This is a genomic window from Alcaligenes sp. SORT26 (assembly GCF_017377875.1).
GTDB classification, from domain to species: Bacteria; Pseudomonadota; Gammaproteobacteria; order Burkholderiales; family Burkholderiaceae_B; genus Alcaligenes; species Alcaligenes parafaecalis.
Genome location: NZ_CP070975.1, coordinates 3276740 through 3301484 on the forward strand (window position 1 = coordinate 3276740; position 24745 = coordinate 3301484).

Consider the following 24745-nt stretch of genomic DNA (forward strand, 5'->3'; position numbering starts at 1 on the left):
CGGACAGAAACAAAAAAAAGCCCGGTCGTTGTGATTACCGGGCTTATTTTCCTGGAGGCGGTCCGCTGTGTACTACTTTGCAGGGACGCCAGACTTCAAGGTTATATCTACCCGATACACGAACGCCACCAGCGCCAATAAGCGCCGTAGATGGAGGTTGCGTAAGTACGAGTAGACATGAATTTTATGACGTAAATATGGTGTTGCGTTTGTTGCGCAGCCAGGTGGCCGCGTCGGCAATAGAGGCAACTATACCATCGGAATCCAAGCTTTGCACATCCATCCCTTCGTTATAGCCGTATGGAACCAACAGTACGGGGATGTTCGCCGCGCGCGCTGCCTGGGCGTCATTCATGGAATCCCCAACGACCAGGGACTGCTCCGGGGCCAGGTTCATTTGTTCGCAGGCGTAGACAAAAGGCATGGGGTCGGGCTTTTTGCGCGGGCAGGTATCGCCGCCAACAATCAGCTCGAAATACGAGGCCAGGCCCGTTTGTTCCAACAGGGGGCGGGCAAATTGTTCGGGCTTGTTGGTGACCACGGCCAGACGCAATCCCTGGCTTTTAAAGTCGTCCAATCCTTCTAGTACACCGGGATACAGGCGGCTGTGTTGGCCATTACATAATTGGTAATGGTAATAAAATGATTCCAATGCCTGGGTGTAGTCGGCAGGAGGATTTGGCAGATCGGTCAGGGAGCGTCGCACCAGATTTTCCGATCCTTTCCCCACGAAAGTAGCGATACGCTCCTCTGGAAGCGCAGGCAGACCGAGATCAATACGCATGGCATTGCAGGCAGAGGCCAGATCAGGAATGGTGTCCAGAAGGGTGCCATCCAAATCAAACAGTACAGAGAAAATATTCATCTTTTTGTAGCGAACTTGTGACAAAATATTGTCAAATTCCTGTTAAGGTCGAGCAGAAAAAGTTTTCCGAACATCGGGTTTTCATTTCGTTTGATTCATCATGTTAAAGCTCCTTACTGCACCTGGGCTTATCAATTTAGTGAGCAAACCGTATTTTGGTACAAGATTGGCTTTCGATTGTCCGTTCAGAAAGGCCCTAGGAGCGGAAGTATGATGCTCGATACATTTCATCAGATTCTCGTAGAAAAACAAGTTACGCCAGTCTTTCAGCCCATTGTGGATTTGCAGTCTGGCTTTATTTTAGGTTACGAGGGTCTGATTCGAGGGCCGAAGGACACCAGCTTTTATTCGCCATTAGCCTTGTTTGACGCTGCCCGGCAGTGTGGGCGCTTATGGGATCTGGAAGAGCTGTGTTGCCATACGCTGGTCGGCAGTTTTAATCAGCAGGGTTTGGCGGGCAAACTGTTTTTGAACTCCAGTCCGGATGTGGTGATGCGTATGTTGCCGTCGGCCCGTATTGAGCCGCGCACCGGTATGCCGCAGTTGGAGGGAATTGACTGGAGCCGGGTGGTGGTCGAGCTGACCGAGTCCGAGCGTACCGACAGCTACGATTATTTGAATCAGGCCATTGAGCTGTATCGCAAGGAAGGCCTGCAGTTTGCCATTGATGATCTGGGCGAGGGCTATGCCTCGCTGCGCTTGTGGTCCGAGTTGCGGCCCGAGTACGTCAAGATCGACAAATATTTTGTGCGCGATATTGATACCGATGTGCTCAAGCAGCAATTGGTGCGCTCTATTTGCGATATCGCCAGCCATGCCCACTCTGTTGTGATTGCCGAAGGTATTGAGACCGGCGCGGAATTGCGCACCTTGCGCTACCTGGGGGTGGCCTGTGGTCAGGGCTATTTGCTGTGTCGACCTCAACCCCATCCTCCTGCTCAATTGGAACCGGCGCAGGCCGCCTTGTTCGGCCCCTCCCATACGCGCTCGCAGCGCCAAGTTCAGGGTCGGGACTCCATGAGCGTGCGGCGTCTGTTGCGTGCGGCACCGGCCGTGCCTGATCACACCCCCACGAATCGTGTTTATGAGCTGTTTCAAAGTCACCCTGATTTAAGTGCGGTGGCTTTGCTGCGCGGAGACAGGCCTACGGGCATTTTGCGCCGCAGCCAGCTTTATGATCAGCTTGCGCGGCCGTATCACCGTGAGCTGTATGGCAATAAGCCCTGCTCTTTGTTTATTGAGGCCCCACCCCTGATTGTGGATTGTGAAACCAGCCTGCTGGAGCTGGGGACTTTGATGACGCAAGGGGCAGGTGACGCGTTAAGCGATGGCTTCGTCATTACCGGTGCAGGTGAATATTTGGGTTTGGGCTCCAGTGTGGAGCTGATGCGCGAAATTACGCAAATCCAGATCATGACCGCCCGCTATGCCAATCCGCTGACGCAATTGCCGGGTAATGTGCCGATTGATGAGCATATTGATGGTTTGCTGCGTAATCGTCAGAACTTTGCCGTGTGCTATGCCGACCTGGATCACTTCAAGCCCTATAACGATTTGTACGGCTATCGCAAAGGTGATGAGTTACTGCGGTCGATGGCCGAGCTTTTTACCCGTTATGCGGTGTCGCGCATGGACTTTGTAGGCCATGTGGGGGGCGACGATTTTATTCTGGTGTTCACCAGCCCCGATTGGGCCGAGCGCTGCCAAAGCATTTTGGACGAATTGGAAAAAGAGCTGGAGTCCCTGTATCGCCTGGAGCACCGGCAAGCTGGGGGGTATCTGGCTGAGAATCGTCAGGGCGTGCAGGTGTTTCACCCGCTAGTGAGCCTGTCTTTAGGTGTGGTCACCGTGAATGAGCCCGAATTGTATTCGGGCTCTTTGATTGCGGAGCTGGCCAGTTCTGCCAAGGCTCAAGCCAAGCGGGTGCAGGGCAATGCCTTGTTTGTGGAGCGCCGTCGGCCGGACAATCCGGTACGGCAAGGCAGTTATAACCGCAACAGGGTACTGCAGTAGGGGATGCAGCAGGCCTGCCTTCAGGCAGGCCGTGCGCGGTGCTTAGGCTTGTTCTGCCAAGGCAATCTGGGCGCGCATGTCGCTGATCACTTGTGCGTAGTCGGGCTGACCAAAAATAGCCGAACCGGCCACAAAGGTGTCAGCACCGGCAGCACGGATAGCGCCGATATTGTCCACTTTCACGCCACCGTCAATTTGCAGCAGGATGGGCTGACCACCTTCTGCCGTCCAGGCATCAATGCGGGCGCGGGCCTGGCGCAATTTGTCCATGGCGCTGGGGATAAAGGCCTGGCCCCCGAAGCCGGGGTTCACGGACATCAGCAAGACCAGGTCCAGCTTGTCCATCAGGTGATCCATCCAGTTCAGCGAGGTGGCCGGGTTGAAAACCAGGCCGGCCTTACAGCCATGTTCGCGGATCAGCGACAGGGTGCGATCCACGTGGCGTGAGGCTTCAGGGTGAAAGCTGATGTAATCGGCACCGGCTTTGGCAAAGGCGGGGATCAGGGCATCAACCGGCTCCACCATCAGGTGCACATCAATGGGAGCGGTGGTGTGCGGGCGCAGCGCGGCACAGACCATGGGGCCAAAGGTCAGATTGGGGACAAAGTGGTTGTCCATAACATCGCAGTGAACCCAGTCGGCTCCGGCGGCAATCACATTGCGGACTTCTTCACCCAGACGGGCGAAGTCAGCCGATAAAATACTGGGAGCGATACGTGTGGAGCTGGCTTGGGACATAATAGGTGCCGTAAAGATTAGACATCACGAAAATCGTGACCATATGTCATCATTATAGTTTCAAGCGGGGAGCTGTGCAGCGCCCCGTATTTGTACAGCCGTAACCTGGAATCCATTATGAAGCCTGACGATATTGAGGTGCAGATCACGCCCCAGTACCTGCCTGAGCAATCCGAGCCCGACAGCAATCAATATGTCTTTGCCTATACCGTCCGGATTACCAACAATGGACAGCAGACGGCCCAGATTATCAGTCGTCACTGGATCATTACGGACGACAATCAGCAGGTTCAGGAAGTGCGTGGCCTGGGCGTCGTGGGACAACAGCCAGTGCTGGCTCCAGGTGAGACCTTTGAGTACACCAGTGGCTGTCCTCTGAACACGCCGTTTGGCACCATGCGCGGCAGCTATCAATGTGTTGGTGAAAATGGCGTGCCCTTTGAGGTGGCCATCCAGGAATTCATCCTTTCCTCTCCTCGTACCTTGCACTAAGGGCCACACCCAGCCATGAAGATAATTTATTGCGTGCCAGCCGTACTGCTGGCATTGAGTGCCTGTTCCACTGTTCCTGTGGAGCAGGGTTCTTCGTCAACGGCTCCGGGTACAGCAGAAGGCGGTCCTGATATCGCTCTGCAGCCTTTGCGCGTGCCGTCCCTGTCGGCATTGCCGGAAACCCCGGCGCGTGCGCTGGCGGGTCGATACCAGGCGGTGAACTGGTCCACCTTGCCGGGTTGGCAGGCGGATTCGATGGATCACGTCTGGAAAGGGTTTATCAATAACTGCAAGGGCCTGATGCGCCCGGTCAGCGGTTCGCTGGCCATGCCTGCTCGTGCCAATCCCCGCGCCTGGCAGCCTGTTTGTCAGGCCGCAGCGTCCGCAGGCTTGAATGCCGACACCAAAGATACCGCAGCCGTACGCAATTTCCTGCAGGAACAGTTGCAGCCCTGGCGCTTGTTGACCGGGGATGGTGCCGTGGCTCAAAACACTGTCACCGGCTATTACGAACCCTTGCTTAAAGCGTCGCGCACACGCAGTTCTGCCTACCAGTGGCCGCTGTTTGCAGCGCCGGATGATTTGCTGACGATTGATCTGGGTAGCCTGTATCCCGAACTGGCGGGCAAACGTATCCGTGGCAAGCAGCAGGGCAAACGAGTTGTTCCTTACGATACCCGCGAGCAGATCATGGCCAAGCCAGAGCGTCAGCCGCCGGTGATTGTGTACGCGGAAGACCCGGTCGAAGGTTTCTTCTTGCAGATTCAGGGTTCCGGCCGCGCCATCCTGCCCGATGGCAGCGCGGTGCGTCTGGCTTATGCCGATCACAATGGCCGCCCATACGCCTCGGTCGGTCAGTGGCTGGCCAAGCAGGGCGAAATGCCCTTGGCGCAGACCTCCATGCAAAACATCAAAGCCTGGGCCAAGCGCAATCCGCATCGTGTTCAGGAAATGATGAATGTAAATACCGCCATGGTCTTCTTCCGCGAAGAGGCCATTGTGGATCAGGACCTGGGCCCCAAGGGTGCTTACGGCATTCCTTTGATCGGTTTGCGTTCCGTCGCTATTGATCCTACCTACGTGCCTTTGGGGACGCCGGTGTACTTGGCAACCTCGCAGCCTGCGACCAACCAGCCTTTGCAGCGACTGGTCTTTGCGCAAGATACAGGTGCCGCGATTAAAGGTGCCGCCCGTACCGACTTGTACTGGGGCACCGGTGATCAGGCCGGTTCGCAGGCAGGACGCATGAAGCAGCAAGGTCAAATGTGGCTGCTGTGGCCACGTCAGGCAGGAGCACCGAGCGCACGATGAAGAAAGAACGAATTGTGGTGTGTGGCGGGGCCTTGGCCGGTATGGCCAGCGCCCTGGGTTTACGCAAGGCCGGGCTTGACGTCAGTATCTTGTCGCCCGCCTATAAGCCTATGGAACTGGCAGCCGGACAATATCACCCCCGTGTGTATGCCGTCTCGGTCGCCAGTCAGCGCTTTTTGGCGCAGTTGGGTGCCTGGAATTTGATGTCTGCCCAGCGCATTTCTCCCGTGCAGGCAATGGAAGTGCATGGGGATGGCGGTGGTAGCCTGAATCTGCATGCCTGGCAGGACGCGCAGGATTATTTGGCCTGGATTGTCGAATCTGGCCAGATGGAGCAGGCGCTGTATCAGGCTTTGCAGGTTTTTGGTGTGCCCTGGATTGAAGACCGCTTCGAGCGTCTGGAAGGCAATACCATTGTCACTGCCGGGCAAAAACGCATTACTGCGGACTTGTTTGTAGGCGCAGATGGGGCCCGATCAGGACTGCGTACCGCAGCCGGAATTGAGCACCACGGACGTGAATACGGCGATGCCGGTTTGGTGGCGCACTTCAATGTAGAACGGCCGCATCAGCAAGTTGCTTTGCAGTGGTTTACGGGCGACTCGATTCTGGCCCTGTTGCCTATGCCGGATGTGGATGGCAAGCCGCAAGTCTCTATGGTCTGGTCCGTGCCGCAAGCGCAGGCGGACAAGGTGCTGGCCATGCCGTCTGACGAGCAGGCCCAGTATCTGCAGAACAGCTTGTTCTCCTTATCGAATGGCCGTTTGGGGCAGTTGACGCTGCGTAGTCCCGTACACGGCTTTCCCTTGACTTTCGAGCGCAGCGGCCTGGTGTCGCCGGGCGTGGCTTTGGTGGGCGATGCGGCGCATCGAGTCCATCCATTGGCGGGTCAGGGCTTGAATCTGGGTTTGGGCGATATCGAGGCCTTGATCAAGGTCTTGTCGGAACGCGGCCCATATTATTCGGTGGGGGATATGCGTGTGCTCAATCGCTATAAACGTGCGCGTGCCGAACCGATTGCGGCCATGCGTGCAGCAACCGATGGCTTGTACCGCTTGTTCGCCGCACCGGGAGCACCTGCTTCCATGCTGCGTAATGCAGGCATGCAGGTGGTGGATCGTTTACCGTGGGTCAAACGCCGCCTGATTGCGCATGCCGCCGGAGTCAGCCCCGGTTCTCTCTTGTTCTAAGGCCGATAGAGTCTTGTCGATTAGCAAAGGAAGTACGTCATGATGTTGCACCTTCGTTCTGTATTGGCTCTGGCGCTCTTGTCGCTGTGCAGCCTGGCTCAGGCAGCCAGCCCCGCCAAGGTAGATAGCCGTTTCGAGACCACACGCCAGGCGTTTGAAGCCGCTTTCCCAGGCGTGACGGTAGAGGGCATTCGCGCCACACCGTTTGCCAATTTGCTGGAGGTGGAAGTGGGCGGCACCTTGCTGTATACCGATCCGCAGGCCAGCTTTGTGCTGCAGGGTTCCTTGCTGGACAGCAAGACCCGCGTAGACCTGACCGAGCAGCGTATGCAGGAGCTTAACCGGGTGTCCTTGAACGACTTGCCCCTGGATAAAGCGATCAAGTTGGTGAAAGGCGACGGTAGCCGTCAAATGGTGGTGTTTGAAGATCCCAATTGCGGTTATTGCAAACGTCTACATACAACATTGCAGGAGATCGACAATGTTACGGTTTATAGCCTGATGTTTCCCATCCTGGGGCCAGACAGCCGCCGTAAAGCTGAAGACATCTGGTGTGCCCAAAACCCTGCAAAAACCTTGAGTGATTGGATGGGGGGTGGAGCACGGCCCGAGAAAGCCTCGTGTGAGCACCCATTGGATCAGTTATTGGCGGTAGGCCAGAAATTGCGTATTCAAGGCACCCCGGCTATTTACTTTGCCGATGGCAGTCGTGCTGATGGCTGGCTCCCTGCTGCCCAACTGCAATCCCGCCTGGAGGCTGCGGCCCAGTAAGTATTCCGGCCTGTCTTGAGCTAGAGCAACCCGCTTTCGAGCGGGTTTTTTACGTCCAAGCGTTATGAAAACTATAATTATTTATGATTCACGATTTTAATGGAATCGCAATTGAAAAATAAACCCGGAAGGGTAGCGGGAGTAAGGCTGACGTTATTTTGAAGACAAAAAATTTCAAACGCCACATTTGACCATTCTTTACTTTGTGCTCTGTATTCTTGAAGTGATAATTCTAACTATTGATAAAAAATAGTATTGTCGGCCCGCGCTGGGTCCATCGCAGGACTGACAATAATTAAATAGTAGGCGCTTATGGAACATGCACGTTGCGTGTTGATTGTTTTGGAAGAAGGCGAAGGCTTGCACTACTGGCAGGAACAACTGCGGGTTTTCGGCACCAAGACAAGCGTGGTCAGATCCCTGGAAAAGGTGGCCGATGCAAGGCAATCCCAGGCTGATCTGTTGCTGTTTCCTGTCGAAGTGGGTTATGTCCCTTTGATGGTCGCCAAGCTGCGTAATGATTTCGGCTCCCTGGGTATTGTCGCGGTGCAGTCCGGCTTGTCGGCCAGCGCACGCGTACAGCTTTTGCTGACGGGGGCGGATGCCTGCCTGGCTCTGGATGTGCAAGTTCCCGAACTGATGGCCTGGTGTCATGCCGTGCGCCGTCGTAACGTCTATGCCGCTGTGGGCACCCTCCAGGCCGTGGAAGAGGTGCAGGACCAAGGTGGGCAGCAGGAATGGGTACTGCGCGATAAAGGCTGGACCCTGGTCGCTCCCAATGGTGTAGGCCTGGAGCTGACCCATAGCGAGCGTCAATTGATGGATGCCTTTATCCGGCACGCGGATGCCCGTTTCAGCCGTGAAGATCTGATGCGCGACAAGGGGCTGGCGGCCAGTGATAGTCGTGCCGTGGATTCTTTGATCAGTCGTTTGCGCCGCAAGGCCAGCCAGGCGGGTGTGGCTCTGCCGATCAAGTCCGTACACGGTTGGGGATATACCTTTACGGGCAAGTTGCTGGCCCAGCAAGAGTCCTTGGACTCCGAGATCATGGAGTTTTATACGCCTCGTGACGAGTTGGAATCGGCTCAGCCTACCCCGCTGGAACTGTTGCATGCCTTGGAAACACTGGACGTGCTTGATCCGCAGGCCAGCGAAGCCCTGTCTTTCTCTTACCAGTTGCGGGTAGCAACCAGCACAGGGCAATACAGTGGCGTGGATGCCCAGGTGTTCTGGACGTCGCCCACAGGCTTGCGTCTGTCTTCGGAATTAGTCTTGCGCCACATGCCGGACGCGATTCACCGTCAGGCCTTGTGCGAATGGATGTTGCGTACCTTGCTGGCTGATGTGCGTCGTTGGTGGCAGGAGTATTCCTTGCGAGCCAGCCATATCGGCCTGAAGTTGCCCCTTGATATGCTGTTGCCTATCTACAAACGCATGCCCAGCTTGTTGCGTCAGTTCGAGCTGCAGCCGTGCTGTCTGGAACTGGATTTGTTCAGCGATGAGGATCTGGAAGAAACACCGGAGCTGATCCAGGCTTTGCAATATCTGCAAGACCATGACATTCAGGTCTGGTTGACCAGCACGGAGATTGAAAACAATAAGCTCAATCGCCTGCGTGGCTGGCCCATCAGCGGCGTCAAGCTGGAAGCCGAGGTGATTCAGCGCGCATGCCGTGAACCTACTTTCAAGGCATTGCTGGAAACAGCCTGCCACTTGTTGAGCGAGCAAGGCTTTGAGCTGGTGATCAAAGGGGTGGATAACCTGGAGCAACGCGACCTGGCGTTGAATCTGGAGTTGGGTCATTACCAAGGACGCCTGACGTCCGAGCTGATGTCCGAGGATGGTTTCTTGCTGACCCTGGCCAGCAGCGAGCCTTCTTTTGGACAAAGTCATGACTCGTCGCGACGTTTGAGCGGCAGTGTTTTGTAAGCCGCCTTAGCATCCAATCATCTCGATATGTAACTTTAATTAAGTATTCAAGCCCGAGGCCGTTACCCAGCTTGTTCGATGGGGCCTCTTAGCAGGCCGACCGTGCTGACACGGTCGGTTTTTGCGTACCTGGGACCTGTCTTTTCAGCGTTGCTCGGGGAATATGATGCGTTTGGGCTTGAAACAGAAGTTGTGGTTGCCATTGATCTTGTGTTTGATGGCATTGGTGGCGGTATTTACGTTCGTGAACTATCAGCTCTATCAGGCACAGATGGAGGAGCGAAAAAATAGTTTGCAGCATATCGTCAATATCGCGGTGAATATTACGCAGGACTACCGGCAACTGGTCAGCAAAGGCGTACTTAGCCAGGAAGAGGCGCAAAAACAGGCGCTGCAACGCATCGGCAGTATCCGTTTTGGGCAGGAAGGCTATGTGTCGGTGCTCTCGACCGATGTCATCTCCATCATGAATCCCAGCCGCCCCGAACTGGATGGCCAGGATGTCAGTGCGGTGGTCGATAGCAATGGCGTCCATCCTTTTGCCGAGATGAGCCGTATTGGCCGCAACGGCGGAGAAGGCTTTCTGGAATACCACTGGCCCAAACTGACTGACAAGGCCAACGCGCCCAAACTGGCCTTTGGTAAAGGGGTGACCCAGTGGGACTGGGTGCTGACCTCCGGGGTGTATATCGACAATATCAAGGCGCGTTTTTTCAGCAATCTGCTCAGCTCCTCGGTGGTGTTCTTGCTGATCATCGTGCTGGTGTCGGCCGTGACGGTGTTTCTGGCTCGGCAGATTTTTGCCGAACTGGGTGCCGAACCCGCGATCTTGCATGAAGCCGCTCAGGCGATTGCCAATGGCGATTTGCGTGTTGCTCATTCCTTGCGTTCGATTCCAGACAATAGCGTGATGGCGTCCATCGAGCAGATGCGCTTGAAGCTGAACGACGTCATGCGCACCTTGCAGCACAGCAGTGGTGTGATTGCGGACGATACTTCGCAACTGTCCGTGGGCAACCTGGAACTGTCCAGCCGCACGACTCAACAGGCGGCGGCTTTGCAGGAAACGGCATCGGCCATGGAAGAGATGACGGGTACGGTCCGTATGAGCGAAGAAAACGCCATGCGTGCTGAAGAGGTTTCCAGCCAGGTACAGAAGACAGCTCAACATGGCGGTCAGATGGTCAGCGAGCTGGTGGACCGCATGGGTGCGATTCGGGACACCAGCGGCAAGGTGGCCGACATCACTACCGTTATCAACTCGATTGCGTTCCAGACCAATATTCTGGCCCTGAATGCGGCCGTGGAAGCGGCGCGAGCCGGGGAGCAAGGCCGTGGCTTTGCAGTTGTGGCGGGTGAGGTACGCGCCCTGGCGCAGCGCACGACGGCATCGGCTCAGGAAATTGCCCAATTGGTGGAAGCGTCCTCCAACAGCACCCGCGAAGGCGTGCAGTTGATGGGGCAGGTGGGCAACGTGATTGATGAGATGGTCACGGGCAGCTCGCAGGTCATGACGATTGTTCACGAGATCGCGGCCTCTACCCGCGAACAAACCATTGGTATCGAGCAGATCAACGTGGCGGTGGGGCAGTTGGATTCGGCGACTCAGCAAAACGCCGAGATGGTGAATCAGGTGGCGCACACTTCCAGCGAATTGCAGGATCAGGTGCAGGAGCTGGATCGTTTGATTCAAGCCTTCCGTCTGGGGTGATAAAAGGCGCTGCCTCGCGCCAGCCAAGGGGTGCGCCGATTATTTTTGATCGTATACTGCTCCTTGGTACTGGGCTTGTCCTGCGGCAGACCGGCATTTAGGAGGATGTATGTTGCGCGCACCTGTTGTAGCGGTATTGATGGTGGGAATGGTTGGGTCGGCTTGGGCGGCTACGCTGCCTTCGGCCCAGGGTGAAGTTCAGGCGCACGAACATCATGAACGAATACTGAGCTTGCAGCAGAATGATCTGGTGCAAGGCAGTTGGCAGCACAGTGGTGATGTGGCGCTGGAATTGTTCGGCCCGGATGGCAAGGCGATTCGTCATTGGGCGGATGCGCCTGCACAGGGCGGCCCTTTTGGTTTTATTGCGAGCACCGCGGGCGAGTACCGTTTGCGTGTATTGGGTCAGGGCGAGTATCAGTGGCAGGTCAAGTCGGTCACGGCTCCTCAGGCGCCTGCTCAGGCCGAACCTTTGCAAGGTGATGTGATCCGCCAGTGGAGCATGCGTTTGCGCGCTGGTGAGCCGTCTCGTGGTTTCTGGGACTATGTGCAGCGTGTGGGCTCTCCTTTGGTGGAGCGTTACAGCAATACGCATGATCGCGTCACGTTTGTGTGGCGCGGTGCCCAGCAAGGGGTGCGTCTGCATGGTGGGCCGTTTGCGTATAGCGATCGCATGCATCGCTTGGGCGAGTCCGATATCTGGTACATCACTTACGATTTGCCGCGTGATGCCCGTTTTACCTATCGCATCGCGCCGGATGTGCCTTATGTAGGCCCGGAGTTGGCGCGCGAGGTGTTGCGTGCGGCTTTGCAGCGTGATCCGAACAATCCCCAGGCTTTGCCAGAAAACAGCAAGGATCTGTTTGATGGTGATTCGGTCTTGCGTTTGACGCAGGCGCCTGCCGAGGCGGTGGCTTTGGAGCCGCAGCAATTGGGGCAAGGGCAGTGGCGCACGGAGCGCGTGCCCAGCGAGGCTTTGGGTGTGGAACGGCAGGTGCAGATTTATCAGCCTGCTGGCACTCGGGCACAGGATATTGATCACACTTTGATTTTGTTTGATGGTCGCGACTATCGGGATTTGGCGCGAGCGCCTGCCATGTTGGATACCTTGATTGCCCAGGGGCGTGTTGCGCCTATGTGGCTGGTCCTGGTGGACAATCCGGGCATGGCGGAACGGGCGCGGGAGTTGCCGCCGAATGAGGCGTATATCAAGTTTCTGGATAAGGAACTGATGCCTTGGTTGAATGCCCAGGGCGTGCAGTCGGCAGCGGACAAGACGGCGATTGGTGGTTCCAGCTATGGGGGCTTGGCGGCCATGAATGCGGCTTGGCGTCTGCCGCAGTTGTTTGGCAATGTCTTGAGCATGTCGGGGTCGTTCTGGTGGGCTCCGAAGGGTGATGCGCGTGGGCAGTGGTTGACGCGCCAGATGGCGGATTCGCCTGCTGTGCCGGTGAAGGTTTATATGAGCGCCGGGGTGTTCGAATCTTCGGGCTCAAGTCGGGATGTCAGCCTGGTGCAGGCGAATCGTCATCTGGATGATGTGCTGCGGGCGCGGGGGTATGACGTGCGTTACGTGGAAAGCGCGACGGCGCATGATTTTGTGGCTTGGAGGGATGCTTTGGCTTTGGGGCTGGAGCATTTGTTTGGGGTTGAGCATGAAGAGGCTTCGGCTGAGGAGAAGAAGTAGCTGTAGCTGGACTTAGGTTGTGAGGTACGGGCTATAGACAGGCTCAGTCGACTGGACCGGGGGGCTGTTCAGGTCGGGGCAGGCTCAGGCGGGGCTGAGCGCTTGCTGGTGCTGCGCACCAGTACCCTTGGCATAAGATTGCTACGGGCGGGGCCTGAACTCGCCGGGTACTTGGTCCCCCGGACCAAGTACAAGCGCCCGGCTCAAACAGCAGGCCCCTTGCATCCCTACGCAATCTCATGCCCGCGGCAAGCACTCTGATCCGCCCCGCCTGAGCCTGCCCCGACCCGAACAGCATGGCAGTAGTGCTCCTGAGTGGACCTGCTTTCAACTGTTGTTGGTGGGGGGGGGGGAGCGCTGGAGTTGCTCGATCTAGTTCACGGGACTCGACGGAATTAAGAAGTATCCGACAGGGGGCTGCCTGCACTGAGCAGGTCTAATCTGATGCTGACCTGACCTGACCTGACCTGACCTGACCTGACCTGACCTGACCTGACTCGATCTAATTTGACCTGACTGAGTCTATCTTCATTGAGCCGCATTCACGATGTTTCGGTTCGCTCGTATTCTTCCTTGGCTTGGCAGTAGGTGGTCAGTTCTTATCGGCACTGTCGCTAGTAGGGATGTGCGTCTGCTTGTGTCCGGACTCGTTCCGATGGGCAATAAAAAAGGGCGGAGATTCCGCCCTTTTTTGCGTCTGGCTGTTTAGCCTTGGTCCAGTGTGGCACCGCCGTCTACCCGCAGGTCGGACAGGGTGATGTGGCTGGCGCGGTCCGAGAGCAGGAACAGGACGGCTTCGGCGATTTCTTCGGGGGTGGCGATTTTTTGCAGGGGGATGCCCAGGCGGTAGTTTTCGCCGGAACCCGCGATGACGGTTTCGCGCGAGCTGCCTTGTGCCCACATGGCTTGTTGCATGGGGGTGTCGGTGGAGCCGGGGGAGATGATGTTCACCCGGATGCCGTGTGGGGCCAGTTCCAGGCCCAGGCAGCGGCTCAGTTGGGTGACGGCGGCTTTGGAGGCGGCGTAGGCTCCCATGGCGATGCGTGGGGTGGCGGCAGAGTTGGAGCTGACGTTGACGATGGCGCCTTGTTTGCGTTCGATCATGCCTTTGGCCACGTTACGGCAGACGTTGAAGACGCCGGTGGTGTTGATGGCAAAGGTGCGATCCCATTGCTCGTTGCTCAGCTCGGTGATGCGGCCCATTTGCAGGACGCCTGCGACACAGGCCAGGCGCTGGATGGGGCCCAGTTTTTCCTGGCCTTGGGCCAGTGCCTCATCGACGGCATCGGCTTGGCTGATGTCGACCAGGTGGCAGGAGACGCGCTCGCTGTAGCTGGACTGGCTCAGTTGGGTCAGGCCGTCTACGTCCAGGTCCAGGGCGATGACGCGTGCGCCTCGTTCCAGCAGCAGTTTGGTCACGGCAGCGCCGATGCCACGGGCTGCGCCCGTGACGGCGACGCATTCGCCTGCAAATTCTTGTGTGCTAGTGCTCATGTGTGCTTCCTGTTCAGGCTTGCAGGCTGTTCAGGCTTGCAGGCTGTTCTGGATTTCGGCGCAGGTCAGGCTGACGCCGCAGCGTTGCGAGACGTGGCGGATGGCCTGGTGATGTTCTTCCAGCGAGAAGTCGGCAACGCCGTCGATTGCCAGGAAGGGCTGTACGTCTTGCATGAAGGCTTCCAGTGCGGTGGTCATGCAGCCGATGTGGGCGTAGACGCCGGTGATGATCAGTTGGTCACGGCCCAGATTACGCAGTTGCTCTCGCAGGTCGGAGCGCTGGAAGGCGCTGTAGCGCCATTTGGTCAGCATGATGTCGGTGTCGGCGGGTGTCAGCTCGGGCACGACGGCTTGCTGTTCATGAAATTCAGTGGCGGTCAGGCCTGGACCCCAGAAATCGTTTAGCAAGGCACGGTCTTTCTCGGGCTGTTCGGTAGGCTGGGCGGTGTAGAACACGGGAATCCCCAGCTTGTGGCACACGTCGCGCAGGGCGGCGATGCGTTCGATCAGCATGGGAATAGGGGCCTGGCTCATATCGTATTTCTGCAGAAAGTAGGTCTGCATGTCGTGGATGAGCAGGGCGGCACGATTTGCCTGTGGACGCCAATTGACGCGGTTGGCTACGGGGGTTTGTGGCAGCTCGTAGCTGGGTAGCGCGTGAATGGTCATGGGTCGTGTCTCCGTTAAAGTGTTATGTTTTGCGCCAGACCCAATGAGTTGATCAGGGTCATGAGTTTATTGCCGGTTTCCTGGCGTTCCAGGGCGGGGACGGAACCGTCCACGATGCCCGCGCCAGCCGATAGGGTCAGGCCTTGCTGGGTGTAGTGTCCGCAGCGGATGGCGACGGCCCATTCGCCGTTACCTTCGTGGTCGTTCCAGCCAATGGCTCCTGCGAAGTAGCCGCGATCAAAGACTTCAGTGGCTTCGATGGCTTGCATGGCAGGCTGGGTCGGCAGGCCGCATACCGCTGGTGTGGGATGCATGGCCAGAGCCAGTTCCAAAGAGGTGACCGATGGGTCGCGCAGGCGGCCACTGATACGCGTGGACAGGTGCCACAGGTTGGCGGTGCTGGTCAGGCTGGGGCCGTCGGGCACTTCCATGGAGTCGCAGAATTGGGACAGGATGCGCACCACGTCTTCGATCACATACGCATGTTCACGCAGGTCTTTGCTGGAGGCCATCAAGCCTTCGGCACTGGCCTGATCGCGCTGCGGATCGGCAAAGCGGGGTGCTGTGCCTGCCAGTGGATTCACGGTGACCAGATCGCCCTGACGACGCACCAGCAGTTCGGGGCTGGCTCCAAAAAACAGGTCCGGATCGTGTGAGTCGCCGCCCGGCAGGGGCAGGGCATAGGTATAGCCAGCCGGATTGCTGTGGAGCATATTGCTCAACACAGTCTGACGGTCCAAGGCTTCGTTCAGTGTGATGGTCACGGTGCGGGCCATCACGGTTTTGGAAATGTTCTGTTCGCGCATCGTCGCCAGAATGCGGCTGACGCTGTCTTCGTAGCCTTCGCCATCGGGCAGCAGGCTTTGGCTGGCAATGGTGTTGCCGGATTTGGCCAGCGGTGGACGCTGGACGGGACGCAGCAAGACGGGATCGCGCCGGTATTCTTTGGGAACGCGCAAATAGGCTTCGCGTGCCGGATTGAAGGGGATCACGCCCAGCAACATGGGGGCGTCCAAACCTTGCTGGGCGGCTTGCGCCAGCAGGGTTTGGGCATCCGTCATTAACTGTCCTTGGGCATTGTTGGTATGCCGCTCCAATGCCGTGCCGTGTGCCATCAAACTGATGGTGGGAGAGGCAAATACGCTGCTGTCGGCCTGGTACTGCTTTAACCATTCTTCAATGGTGGCGTGGCGGACTTGGTCGTCGATACGGCTAGTCATAGGAGTCCTTTTCAAGGGCAGGGGTGTTGCCTTTGCGCCCCTTGCGATAGCAGGGGCGCGTCGGGCGGTTTACTTCAGGTGAATGCGAGTGATGCGGTCAGCCGTCTGGTCATCCTTGCCTTTGGACTTGTTGACCAGGTAGGCATTGCCTTCGCCATCCAGCGATACGTGGTTGGCGTAGCTGCCGCCGTCCAGGTTGGCAACGATCTCGCCTTTGCCATTCACGGCAGTTACCGTGCCTGCGCCGCGCGAAGCAACGTAAGCCAGCGATGTCTTGGGATCAAAGACCACGTTCAAGGCGCCAGCGCCAATCTTGATGTCGTGCTGAATGGCACCGTCTTTGGCGTTGATGATCAGCAGGTTGTCGCTGCCCTGGGCGGCTACATAGACTTGATCATTCTTGCTGTCTACCGATACGCCAGCCAGGCCACGTGCGCCAGGAATGGGGAATACGGTTTGAGCATTGCCGTTTTTCAGATCCACAATGATCAGCTCATTGGTGCTGGCGCTGACGGTGTACAGACGGTCTTTTTCAGCGTCCAGGATCAGGCTCATGCTGCCAGGCTTGTTGCGGGTCTTGGATTGCAGCTCGATAGGGTCGAGCTGGGTCAGCTTTTTCGCATCGAACACGGCCAGGGTGTCGGCACCGGGCGAGGACACGTAAACACGGTTGGTCTTTTCGTCCACAACCACATCACGTGGGTGGCTGACGACGCCGTCTTCAAACTGTTTGACCAGTTTCAGGTCTTTCTGGCTGTAAACAGCGACGGAGCTGCTGCGGGTGTTGGTAACCCAGACATTGCCTTGCTTGTCGTCCACGTCCACGCCGTATACGGCTTGAACCTGACCATCGTCACGGCCTTTTTGGGCGGCAGGTGTCACGCTGGCTTCAACGGCCAGGGTCTTGGCGTTGACTTTAACCAGTTGGGATTGCTTGACTGGTGGGCGGCCCACGGCGGACGTCACGAACAGCACTTTGTTCTTGGGGCTGTAGGCGCTTTGGTACAAGCCGGGCACCAGGTGCTGGGATTGCAGCTCGAACTTGTCCTGGCCGCTCAGCTCAACTTTAGGGGAAACCTTCAGGTTGAAGACTTCGGCTGTGGATGGCTTGCTGACCTGCATGACCACTGGGTGCACGCCAACGGCGGCGTCAGCAGGAATGGCAACGGTGGTGCTCAGATTGCCGTCTTTATCGGCGACCAGGGCGGCAGGGGTCAGGGCATGACCGTTTTGCAGCAGGATGACTTCCTGACCGGGGGTGAAACCACGGCCTGCCAGTTGGGCTTCGCTGCCTGCGTAGACCACGCCAGCGGCATTCATGGAGCCACGGAAGTCAGTATCAGGCTGGTCAAAGGCGGGAGCGGCAAAGGCATTGGCCAGGGACAAGGACAGGACGGCGGCGCTCAGGCCGGCCTTGCGCAGCAGTGCAGCAGGGGTACGGCGAATGCAATTGACATTGATTAGCATCTTTTAATCCTAAATAAAGGTTCGGTCGACAAGACGGTCCATGTAGGAGCTCTTTCTACAGGCGTGCAGCAGGCGTGGGTAGAACAAAATCGAGATGTCAGGCATTGGGAGGGCCATCCTGTTTGCTGGCCGAACGCAGGCCTTGATTGAAAATTCCGAAACCACCCGCTACCGCGGCACAGGCCAAGCCCCCTACCGCAACGGCGACGGCCGGACTGAGCAGGCGGGACAGATAGCCCATCTGCATATTGCCCAGCGCCTGACCCAGGGAGTACTGCGTCATCCACAGGCTGGAGACACGGCCCAGCAGGTAGTCGGGAGTGTGGTGCTGAACCAGCGCCATGCGCATGATTTTGGAGATGGTATCGGCGGCACCCATGATGGCCAGGCAAATCAGGGCCCACCATAAGGTCGGTTGCAAGGACAGGGCGGCCACGGCCAGACCCCAGATCAGCACGGCAATCACAATGGCCGCACCGGGACGGGAGACTTGGCGGCACCAGCCGCTGGACAGAGCGGCCAGCGTGGCACCTACAGCCGGAGCGGCGTAAAGGTAGCCGGTGGCAGTGGCACCCATCTTCAAAATGGTGTCGCCCCATTCGGGCATCAAAGCCAGGGGCGTCGCCAGAATCAGGGCGGCCAGATCAATCAGCAGCAGGGCGCGTAGCAAGGGGTGGCTGGCAACAAAGGCCAGCCCATCGCGCAGGGACTGGACGGCGTTTTTCTGTGGCTGCTTACCGGCTTGCGGAGGCAAAGGCGGCAGGGCACGCAAGAGCAATGGGGTGACGATGACACCGCACAGCACGATCACGTAGCAGAACACCAGGCCAGGGCCAGCAATCAGAACGCCAGCCAGCGCAGGGCCAATAATGCCGCCCAACTGCATGGCCAGACCGGACAGGGCAGCCGCTGCAGCCAGCTTGTCGCGACCGACCAGCGCCGGTGTTGCTGACATCATGGCGGGAACGCTGATCCCGCCTGCCGCGCCACCAATGGCTGCAGCTACATAAATCAGCCAGACCTGGGGCGTGGGCAGCAGGGTATTGAGCAGGAACAGCACCACGCTGATGATATAGACGCTGCGCGACCAGACCATCAAGCTGCGTCTGTCCATACGGTCGGACAAGACACCGCCCACAATCAGCGCCAGCACCATCGGTGTGGCCATAGACACGTTCAGGAAGGCAACGGCCACACTGGATTTGGTCAGCTCATACAACTGCACACTGGCGGCCACCATCAACATGCCGGTGACCAGCACGGTTGCGGCCCGAGCGAAGTAGGCAAAGCGGAATGCCCGGCTTTCGATCAGCGGTGAGATATCCAGAAAGAAACGTCTTACAGACATGGCTTATACATCGAGTTCAGGTTGGGCTTGTGCCTGTTCGGCAAAAGCCATGGCCGAGTCCATCAGCGGGGCCATGATGGCCACAGCTTCAGTACCGGTCAAATGCGCGTGCAAGGAGGCAATATCGTGCACATCCAACTGCCCTGCATAGGGCTTCCACAAATCGGGATGCAGTTGTGTGCCTGCGTGATCCAGAGCGGCGCGGAAATACAGCATGGAGCCGTCATACGCGTGATGCTCGTACAGACGCACCAGGCGGTTATTGTTCTCGACCACCTGGAATACGCAGTCCAGACGCGTGTCGGGCAACTCGGCCAGCGGGTGACCGCTGCGCTTGAGGAAGTCCACCACACCCTGACGGGTCAGGGAAACGTCGGGCAAGCTGTCCGGGTCATGGCCTGCGATATGCAGCAGGGCCTTGTAGATAGCGTTGGGCTCGGGAGGTGGTTCGTTACGCCAGGCGTCGCTGGGATAGGCGTCCAGCAAGGACAACATGCCGACTAATTGACCGCGACGGCGCAGCTCGACCGCCATGGCCTGAGCAATAATGCCGCCCACCGACCAGCCTGCCAGATGGTAGGGGCCGTGTGGCTGCACTTGTTCGATACGGTCTACATAGACTTTGGCCATGGCATCCAGGCTGCCATCCAGACCCAGCGAAGGATCAGACAAGACACTGGCTTGCAAGCCATAGACGGTACGGCCAGGGGGCAGATGACGCGCCAGCGCGCCATAGCACCAGGACAAGCCACCAGCCGGGTGAATCACAAATAGCGCGGGCTGTTCGTTCTGACCTGGGCGCAAAGTGATGATGGGGCCAAAGCCATCGGCGGCGGTACTGCCTGCCTGATCCAGATGTTTAGCCAGACGGGCAATGGTGGGGAATTCAAAAATAGTGCCAATCGACACGGCTTGGCCGCGGGCTTCGCGCAGTATCAGGGCCAGCTTGGCCGCCAGCAAGGAATGTCCGCCCAGGGCGAAAAAGTCGTCGTCAGCGTAAAACGTGTCGCTGCTTTCCAGCACGGTGGCGAAAGCGGCGGCGATTTGGTGCTGGGTTGCGCCTTCCAGCGGCAAGCCTGCCGAACGTGCCTGCAAGGCAGGGACGGGCAGGGCCTTGCGGTCCAGCTTGCCGTTTGCCGTTACGGGCAGTACGTCCAGGCTGATCCAGGCGCTGGGCACCATATAGGACGGCAAGTGCTCGCCTACATAGGCGGCCAGCGTGTTGTCCGTGCATTGGCTGCCTGCCTGCGGCACCCAGTAAGCCACGATGGCCATTTGACCGGGTACATCTTCACGGGCAATAACAGCGACATGGGCCACATCGGGGTGGCGAGCCAGCAAGGCTTCAATTTCGCCCAGCTCGATACGTTGGCCACGTAGCTTGATCTGATGGTCGGAGCGACCCAGGAAAATAACTGCGCCATCTTCACGCCAGCGGGCCACATCGCCGGTGGCGTACATGCGGTCGCCATGCAGAGCGTAGGGGTCTGGCACAAAGCGTTCGGCGGTCAGGTCCGGGCGGCCCCAGTAACCTTGGGCCAGTTGACGGCCAGCCAGGTACAGATGACCGGCTACACCGGGTGGCACGGGCTGCAATTGCTCGTCCAGAATGTACAGGGCGGTGTTCCACACGGGGAAACCGATAGGCACAGGCTGGGATTTGTCGTCGCGCGAAGCAGGCCAGTAGGACACGTCCACGGCGGCTTCGGTAGGGCCGTACAGATTGTGCAGCTCGGCGTTCAGCAGGGAGTGGAAGCGGTCGCGGGTAGCGGCCGACAGTTCTTCGCCACTGCAAAACACCAGACGCGGCGCCAGTCCACGAGCGGCAGGCTCATCCAGAAAGGCGCTGAGCATGGAGGGCACAAAGTGCAGCACAGAGATGCTCTGTTCGCGCATCAGTCGGGCAATATGGGCCGGATCGCGGTGCGCTTGTGGCGGGGCGACGACCAGAGTCGCACCCGACAGGAAAGGCAGGAAGAACTCCCACACCGACACGTCAAAGGTGGCTGGGGTCTTTTGCAGAATGCGATCACCGGCACCAATGCCGTAATGCGTTTGCATCCACACCAGACGGTTGACGATGGCGTCGTGGTTGACCAGCACGCCTTTGGGGGTGCCGGTAGAGCCGGAGGTGTAGATCAGGTAAGACGGGTCATGCGGGCCAGCGGCTGTCCAGGCGTCTGTGCTGCAAGCCTGTTCAGGCTGAGGAACCAGCAGGGTGGCGTTCAGCGTGCAATCGGGCTGGCCGACCAGCAAGCGTGGTTGAGCGGCCTGCAAGATGGTGTTCAGGCGATCGGCGGGCTGGTCCAGATCCAGTGGCAAGTAGGCGGCACCGGCACGATGAATGGCCAGCAAGCTCAACACCAGTTCCAATGAGCGGGGCAAGGCGACGGCGACGATATCGCCGGTCTGCACACCAGCCAGACGCAGTTGTGCGGCCAGATTGGCGGTTTGCTCGTCGATTTGGGCGTAGCTGAGCTTTTTGCCTTCAAACTCCAGACCACTTTGTTCCGGGTGGGCCTGCAACTGGGCGTGAATCAGTGCCCATAGCGTGGTCTCGGGAACCGGATGCGCTGTCTGATTAACGGTTTCAATCCAGTGATGATGCTCCGCTTCCGTCAGCGTAGGCACAGCAGATAGCGTGTCGGCCTGCAAAGCGCGCAACAGGAACTGTTCCAGACGAACCAGATGGGTTTGAATCTGTTCTTCGGTGTACAGACGCGGGTTGGCTTCCACTTCCAGGCGCAAGCCACCGGCATCGGGCTGGGCGCGGAAGGTGAAGTTCAGATCTTCCACTGGACCAGCGCACAGCACGGTCTGGCTGGCGGTCAGGCCTGCTTGTTCGTAGGGTGCATCAAAGGGCAGCACGTTGATGATGGGGCCGTGCAGGCGGCGCATGCCGCCCAGCAAACCCAGATCACGACGCAGTTGCTCACTGCGATAGCGGCCATGGCGCCGCGCCTGACGTAGCGCTTTGGAAACCTGAATCAGGTACTGACTCAAAGGCTGGGATTCGTCGATCTGCAAGCGCAGCGGAGCCACGTTCATGACGGTAGAGACGATACGGGCGCTGATGTGGCCCAGACGTCCCATCCACGGCACACCGACGGTGCATTCATCCTGGCGGGTGTGACGGCGCACATAGGCGGCAGTCAGGCCCGTCAGAATGTCTGGCCAACTGATGTCGCTGCTTTGTGCCAATGCTTGCAGGCTGGTGGTCAGCTCCGGCTTGACGGCGCTGCGGGCCAGCAGGAAATGATGGTCGCTCAAGGCCTGGGATTCGCTCAGGCTTTGGGCAGGTTCTGCATCGCTCAAGGTATCCAGCCAGAATTGTCTGTCCTTGCTGCGGCGCTCGCTATTCCGATAGCTTTGGTCGTCATCTTGCAAAAGAGTGAATGACTCCAGTGCATGACCATGATCTTCACGACCGCTCAACAAGGCTTTGTAGAGCTTGACCACACGCGTCTCGATCAGCGCCATGCCATAGCCGTCAGCGGCCAGGTGATGGATACGCTGATACCAGAGGTGGTGCTTGGGCCCGAGCACAAACAGAATATGTCGTGCCAAGGGCGCAATGGTCGGGTCCAGCGGCGTGCGCAGGTCAGCCATAAGCTGCGTTTGCGCTTGTTCGGCACCATCCGCGTGCGCGGACAGGTCAACAATCTCTAGCTGGATAGGTTCTTGCGGACGCAGGTACTGGGCAGGGCCGTCGGGAGTATCCACCATGCGCAAGGTCAAGGCGTCAGCTTCGGTCAGCGTCAGCGTGATGGCTTGTGCAAACAGCGCTGTGTCCAGCGCAGAGTGAATATGCGTGCAGTGCCCGGTATTGAAGATCGGGTTAAGCGGGTCCAAACGCTGGGCGTACCAAAGACCTTCTTGTGCTTCGGTCAGGGGGCGCAATGGCTGTTCGGAAGGAGAGCTAAACATAAGCGTGTTGCAGTAAGAGAATCAGCGGCCGTTTTGTTGGGCACGCTCGATCAGCGACCACCATTGGCCCAGGGTGACAACCGAGGCCATTTCGGAAAACTCGATAGGAGCACCGGCTTCGCGCCAGCGGGTGGCCAGGGTCATGACGCGCATGGAGTCCAGGCCCAGATCGATCAGGTTGTCATCGTCCAGAATATCCTCAGGATCTTCATGCAGCATGGCGGCAATATCTTGCCGCATGCGTTCCAGGGTAAGTGCAGTACTCATGATTATTCTTGCGTTGTGTTTTCTAATTGCTCGCGCAACTGGGCGCGCAGTTCTTTGCGGCTGATCTTCAGGGCCGCTGTTTCCATGAAACGGTCCACAAACACGATTTGATCCGGCACTTTGAAATCGGCCAGACCACGGCTGCGTATCCATTTCTTCAGCTCAATGGCGCGCGGCTTGTCATCCTTGGGGATGATGAAAGCGCAACTGCGCTCGCCCAGAAATTCGTCGGGCACCGATACCACGGCGGCATCAAAGACCTGCGGGTGAGCCAGCAGATGGTCTTCGATTTCCTCGGCGGAGATTTTCTCGCCAGCGCGGTTGATGTGGTCAGTGGCACGGCCCTGAACCATCAAATAGCCTTCGGGCGTCATGCGCACCACGTCGCCTGTGCGGTAAAAGCCGTCCTCGGTAAAGGAGCGGGCATTGGCCGACGGGTTGTTGTGATACGCGCGGATTGTGTACGGTCCACGGGTGAGCAGGTAGCCGGTTTCGCCAGGGGCGACCGGGTCACCGTTGTCGTCCACGATCAGGATTTCATCGTCCGGGCTGATAGGGCGGCCCTGGGTATTGATGATGGTGTCTTCGGGATCGTCCAGGCGGGTGTAGTTCACCAGGCCTTCGGCCATGCCAAACACCTGCTGCAAGGTCACGCCCAGGGTGGGGCGCACGCGCTTGGCTGCTTCCGAGTTCAGCTTGGCACCGCCCACCTGAATCACTTGCAGCGATTCCAGATTGGCATTGGTCTTGGTGGCGGCATCCATCCACAGCATCAGCAGCGGGGGGACCAGACTGGTATCAGTGACGCCTTCGCGCTCGATCAATTCAAAGCACACGTCCGGGCTGGGAGCAGGGCTCAACACCACTTTGGCACCGACATACAGCGCACCCAGAAAACCGGGCGAGCTCATGGGGAAGTTGTGTGCAATGGGCAAAGCACCCAGGAACACGCTGTTCTCGTCCAGACCGGCGATCTTGGCGCTTTCGCGCAAGGTGTAGATGTAGTCGTCGTGTGTGCGGGGAATCAGTTTGGACAGGCCTGTACTGCCGCCGGAAATCTGCAGGAAAGCCACTTCGGAGGGCTGGGCCGCCGAGTCGGGCACATCTACATTAGCGGCGCTGCTTTGCAACTGAGCCAGCGAGGTGAATTCTTGCGCTTCACCCACGATGTAAACCTGCTCCACCTGCGGGCAGCGTTCACGCAGCTCGCGTACCAGAGGCAGGTAGTCAAAACCGGCGTGCGTATCCACACCAATATAGGCGCGGGCGTCCGCGCTATTGGCAAAGTGCTCGACTTCGGTAATGCGGTGCGCAGGCAGCACGTACACCGGCAACAGACCGGCACGGAACAGGCCAAAGATTACGCTGACAAATTCAGGGATATTGGGCAGGTGCACCAGAACGCGGTCGCCTTTGCGCAGACCGGCTTGCAGCAGGCCTGCCGCGATCTGGCTGGCGTACTGGTCCAGCGCGCCATAGGTCCAGCGCTGGGTGCCGCCAACAATGGCTTCGCGTTCCGGGTGGTTTTGTGCGCGCGTGCGCAGCAAAGTGCCAAATGTTTCCCCTTGCCAGTGTCCAGCATCGCGATATCGCTGGGCAAAAGCGTCAGGCCAAATTTGTTCAACAGGAATAGATTTCATCATGGT

General features: G+C 58.2%; 18 protein-coding genes. 8 read left to right on the top strand and 10 right to left on the bottom strand.

Annotation, left to right across the window (positions count from 1 at the left end):
- Window positions 1-184 precede the first annotated feature (184 nt).
- Complete coding sequence (locus JYG33_RS14960) at window positions 185-865, bottom strand: phosphoglycolate phosphatase (protein WP_207872980.1); 681 nt, start codon at window positions 863-865, stop codon at window positions 185-187.
- Window positions 866-1075: 210 nt separating this feature from the next.
- Between JYG33_RS14960 and JYG33_RS14965 the strand changes: the two genes are divergently transcribed.
- Window positions 1076-2878, top strand: coding sequence for a GGDEF domain-containing protein (locus JYG33_RS14965; protein WP_207872981.1), 1803 nt, complete (start codon window positions 1076-1078; stop codon window positions 2876-2878).
- A gap of 42 nt (window positions 2879-2920) precedes the next feature.
- Here JYG33_RS14965 and rpe read toward each other — a convergent pair whose 3' ends face one another.
- The gene (gene rpe / locus JYG33_RS14970) at window positions 2921-3616 is read right to left on the bottom strand and encodes a ribulose-phosphate 3-epimerase (protein ID WP_207872982.1); all 696 of its coding nucleotides are present in this window, start codon (window positions 3614-3616) and stop codon (window positions 2921-2923) included.
- Window positions 3617-3733: 117 nt separating this feature from the next.
- On the opposite strand from rpe, the gene apaG reads away from it, so the two are divergent.
- The 7 genes from apaG (at window position 3734) to JYG33_RS15005 (ending at window position 12707) form a co-directional block, all read left to right on the top strand.
- Window positions 3734-4108: a Co2+/Mg2+ efflux protein ApaG gene (apaG, locus tag JYG33_RS14975; RefSeq protein ID WP_021447080.1), complete on the top strand. Its 375-nt coding sequence runs from the start codon at window positions 3734-3736 to the stop codon at window positions 4106-4108.
- A gap of 15 nt (window positions 4109-4123) precedes the next feature.
- The gene (locus JYG33_RS14980; RefSeq protein WP_207872983.1) at window positions 4124-5419 is read left to right on the top strand and encodes a murein transglycosylase A; all 1296 of its coding nucleotides are present in this window, start codon (window positions 4124-4126) and stop codon (window positions 5417-5419) included.
- Window positions 5416-6609, top strand: a complete 1194-nt coding sequence (locus JYG33_RS14985) for an FAD-dependent monooxygenase (RefSeq protein ID WP_207872984.1) — start codon at window positions 5416-5418, stop codon at window positions 6607-6609. The genes JYG33_RS14980 and JYG33_RS14985 overlap by 4 nt, the downstream gene beginning before the upstream one ends.
- Before the next feature lie 39 nt (window positions 6610-6648).
- Window positions 6649-7380, top strand: coding sequence for a DsbC family protein (locus JYG33_RS14990; protein WP_207872985.1), 732 nt, complete (start codon window positions 6649-6651; stop codon window positions 7378-7380).
- Window positions 7381-7692: 312 nt separating this feature from the next.
- On the top strand, window positions 7693-9309 hold the full coding sequence (locus tag JYG33_RS14995; RefSeq protein ID WP_207872986.1) for an EAL domain-containing protein: 1617 nt from the start codon (window positions 7693-7695) through the stop codon (window positions 9307-9309).
- Window positions 9310-9487: 178 nt separating this feature from the next.
- Complete coding sequence (locus tag JYG33_RS15000; RefSeq protein ID WP_243430191.1) at window positions 9488-11020, top strand: methyl-accepting chemotaxis protein; 1533 nt, start codon at window positions 9488-9490, stop codon at window positions 11018-11020.
- A gap of 109 nt (window positions 11021-11129) precedes the next feature.
- Window positions 11130-12707 (top strand): alpha/beta hydrolase-fold protein, encoded by a 1578-nt coding sequence (locus JYG33_RS15005; protein WP_207872988.1) that lies wholly within the window; start codon window positions 11130-11132, stop codon window positions 12705-12707.
- Between the two features lie 705 nt (window positions 12708-13412).
- Here JYG33_RS15005 and JYG33_RS15010 read toward each other — a convergent pair.
- From JYG33_RS15010 to JYG33_RS15045, 8 genes are all read right to left on the bottom strand, one after another.
- Window positions 13413-14201: a 2,3-dihydro-2,3-dihydroxybenzoate dehydrogenase gene (locus JYG33_RS15010; RefSeq protein WP_207872989.1), complete on the bottom strand. Its 789-nt coding sequence runs from the start codon at window positions 14199-14201 to the stop codon at window positions 13413-13415.
- A 30-nt stretch (window positions 14202-14231) separates the two neighbouring features.
- Window positions 14232-14870 carry an isochorismatase family protein gene (locus JYG33_RS15015; RefSeq protein ID WP_207872990.1) on the bottom strand — a complete coding sequence of 213 codons (639 nt, stop codon included), beginning with the start codon at window positions 14868-14870 and terminating at the stop codon, window positions 14232-14234.
- Between the two features lie 14 nt (window positions 14871-14884).
- Entirely contained in the window at window positions 14885-16090 is a 1206-nt protein-coding gene (locus tag JYG33_RS15020; protein WP_207872991.1) for an isochorismate synthase, read from the bottom strand.
- A 69-nt stretch (window positions 16091-16159) separates the two neighbouring features.
- Entirely contained in the window at window positions 16160-17557 is a 1398-nt protein-coding gene (locus JYG33_RS15025; RefSeq protein WP_207872992.1) for a beta-propeller fold lactonase family protein, read from the bottom strand.
- Window positions 17558-17654: 97 nt separating this feature from the next.
- A complete protein-coding gene (gene entS, locus JYG33_RS15030) occupies window positions 17655-18905 on the bottom strand; it encodes an enterobactin transporter EntS (protein WP_207872993.1) in 1251 nt (416 codons plus the stop codon).
- Between the two features lie 3 nt (window positions 18906-18908).
- Window positions 18909-22832: a non-ribosomal peptide synthetase gene (locus tag JYG33_RS15035; protein WP_207872994.1), complete on the bottom strand. Its 3924-nt coding sequence runs from the start codon at window positions 22830-22832 to the stop codon at window positions 18909-18911.
- A 21-nt stretch (window positions 22833-22853) separates the two neighbouring features.
- On the bottom strand, window positions 22854-23099 hold the full coding sequence (locus JYG33_RS15040; RefSeq protein ID WP_207872995.1) for a phosphopantetheine-binding protein: 246 nt from the start codon (window positions 23097-23099) through the stop codon (window positions 22854-22856).
- Window positions 23100-23101: 2 nt separating this feature from the next.
- A complete protein-coding gene (locus JYG33_RS15045; protein ID WP_207872996.1) occupies window positions 23102-24742 on the bottom strand; it encodes an AMP-binding protein in 1641 nt (546 codons plus the stop codon).
- Window positions 24743-24745: the final 3 nt, after the last annotated feature.